2 protein-coding genes are annotated in these 2,581 nt (G+C 40.0%); both read right to left on the bottom strand.

The genetic code is table 11. The features are described from left to right. Positions 1-100: 100 nt before the first annotated feature. On the bottom strand, positions 101-2,056 hold the full coding sequence (locus QMD21_07540) for an acetate--CoA ligase (protein ID MDI6856615.1): 1,956 nt from the start codon (positions 2,054-2,056) through the stop codon (positions 101-103). A 164-nt stretch (positions 2,057-2,220) separates the two neighbouring features. Continuing rightward, positions 2,221-2,520 (bottom strand): hypothetical protein, encoded by a 300-nt coding sequence (locus QMD21_07535; protein MDI6856614.1) that lies wholly within the window; start codon positions 2,518-2,520, stop codon positions 2,221-2,223. Positions 2,521-2,581: the final 61 nt, after the last annotated feature.

Raw genomic sequence — 2,581 nt, 5'->3', positions numbered from 1 at the left:
TTCAGGCATAAATTTTTAAAGTTCAAAGGCAGAAAGAATGGATTAATCAATGTAGCCAGAGTCTGAAAATGTTACCGATCTTAGTTGACTTTACATCTATTTACTTTTGCTCTGCTGACTCGCTCTTTCTCATTCGCCCCACAGCTTCTCTTATCTCTTCAACAGAAGCTTCTTCTTCAATTGTAGATAGATCCCCCAAATCCTTTTTCAGCCAGAGCGCTTTCATTACCCTCCGCATGATTTTACCGCTACGCGTTTTAGGTATTGCCTGTACAAACTCTACATCGCGCATTACAACAATAGGACCCATGACTTTTCTTACCCATTCTATAAGCTCTTTTTTAAGTTGCTCAGCAGGTTGATAATCTTTTTTTAAAACAACGAATGCGCAAGCTACCTCGCCTCTAAGCTCGTCAGGTATGCCGGAAACGCCAGCCTCAACAACGCTCGGATGACTTATTAGAGCGCTCTCTATTTCTACAGTACCTATTCTGTGAGAGGCTATTTTTATAACCTCATCGGCTCTGCCTGCAAAGAAGAAATAGTCATCTCTATCGCGCCAAGCTGCATCGCCCGTATAATACATTCCTGAAGTTGCTTTTGTTCTCTCCCAGTAAGCTTGTTTGTAGCCTTCTAAATCTTGCCACAGCATAGGTGTAAGTCCTGGAAAAGGTCTTCTAACTACAAAAACACCTTTTTTATTTGGCGGTAGACTCCTGCCTGTTTGTTCGTCAACTATATCGCCAGCTAAACCTGGTACTGCGAAACCAGCAGAGCCTGGCTTTATAGGATGTTGACCTAATCCATAGAAGTTTGCTATCATAGGTCCTGAGCTTTCTGTCTGCCACATATGATCTAGTACTGGGATTCTCTCTTCTAAAACTTCTTTCTGTAGCCATCTCCAAGCTTCTGGATTGAGAACTTCGCCTGCTACAAAAATCCTTTCTAAAGAGCTTAAATCATGTTTCTTCGCTTGCTCTTTGCCTAATCTCATCAAAGCTCTCACACCTGTTGGCGAGGTAAAAACCCCTGTAACTCTATTACGCTCCATAACAGACCACCACATATCGCTGTGAGGATAATCAGGAGTGCCTTCGTAGAGTATAGAAGTACAGCCGACAAGCAAAGGTGCGTAAACATTATAGCTATGGCCTACTATCCAACCTATATCTGAAGTGGAGAACCAGATATCATTTTTTTTCAGTCCATGAACCCATTTTCCCATACAGTAGATATAAATCTGATATCCCCCATGACAGTGAGTGGTAATTTTAGGTTTTGCAGTTGTGCCTGAAGTGGGTAATAGAAACAGAGGCTCGTTAGCTTCTACTTTTACAAAATCGCTACTCGCGCACTTACCGTTTTTTAAAAAATCTTGCCAGTAAATATCTCTACCTTCTTTCATCAAAAGCTCTGCTTCTTTTTTAGATTCTTCATAAACTACTACTTTCTTCACCTGCTTTGGATAGCAAAGCTCTATAGCTTCATCTATTGTTTTCTTCAGCTCAACAACCTTACCTCTTCTTGAGCTAAAGGTCTGCGTAAATATATATTCAGCGCCTGAGCCCATTATTCTCTCTGCAACTGCGCTAGCTGAAAAACCTGCGAATATTACTACATGTAAAGCTCCCATCCTAGCGCATGCAAGCATTGTGGCTACCGCGCTTATATTCATTGGCATGTAGATAACCACGCGATCGCCTTTTCTTATACCGAGCGCGCGCAAGCTAGATGCTATATTCTTCACTAGCTCGAGTAGCTTAGAATAAGTTATTTTTTCAACTTTACCGCTTTCGCCAGATTCGTAGATAAAAGCATTTCTGTTACCAAGACCTTTTTCTACTTTATAATCAAGACAGTTATAAGAAATATTAGTAATGCCGCCTAGATACCATTTGAACGTAGGATATTGCCATTCAAATACTTTATCCCATTTCTTGAACCAGTAGATATCTTCACTAGCGTTTTCCGCAGCTTCATGCCAAAACTTTTCAGGCTCTTCTTCAGCTATCTCGATGAATTTTTTAACTTGGGGCGGTATTTTAGCTATTTCCATCGAATTTGACTTGACTACTATGTCGTTTTGAACATAAAAAGCTAACGCTCAGATTTCGAGAGCTACTGTTCAATTTGCTGTGATTAGATAGCTTCTTATTACTAAAAATCACAAGTAGAGAATATAAAATCTATGCTGCCTTCTAACCAGTTATCTATACTCGCTTAGTAAATCATCTCAGCACTCAACCTCAATTTTGGAAATCCCAGATACTCCAACCAATCTTTTCCTTCAGGATCAAACCCACCATGCTCTACAGGTGATTCCCCTGCTCTCTTTCCAAACGAGAATCTCCTGAAATTTTGGTAGAGCTTATGAGCATTTAGGAAATTATTCGCAGTAATTTCGCTACCAAAATGCACTATTCTTCTTGTTCTATCTCTCTGAAAACGCTGTGGTCTTTCTACGCCATTTGTTGTAGTATACTTCTCCCCAAATTCTCTCTCCGAAATAGCATTCCACACTTCTTGATATCTTATTAATCAAGTTCGCAAAAGGAGTTATTTTGAGTGGATAAATACCTTA

This window comes from Candidatus Thermoplasmatota archaeon (assembly GCA_030018475.1).
GTDB lineage: Archaea > Thermoplasmatota > JASEFT01 > JASEFT01 > JASEFT01 > JASEFT01.
The sequence above is the reverse complement of the archived record's forward strand: the minus strand, read 5'-3'. Positions and strand labels throughout refer to the sequence as shown.

Excerpts from the sequence above, each read along its gene's own strand:
- QMD21_07540 (MDI6856615.1), bottom strand. The coding sequence starts at position 2,056 with ATGGAAATAGCTAAAATACCGCCCCAAGTTAAAAAATTCATCGAGATA.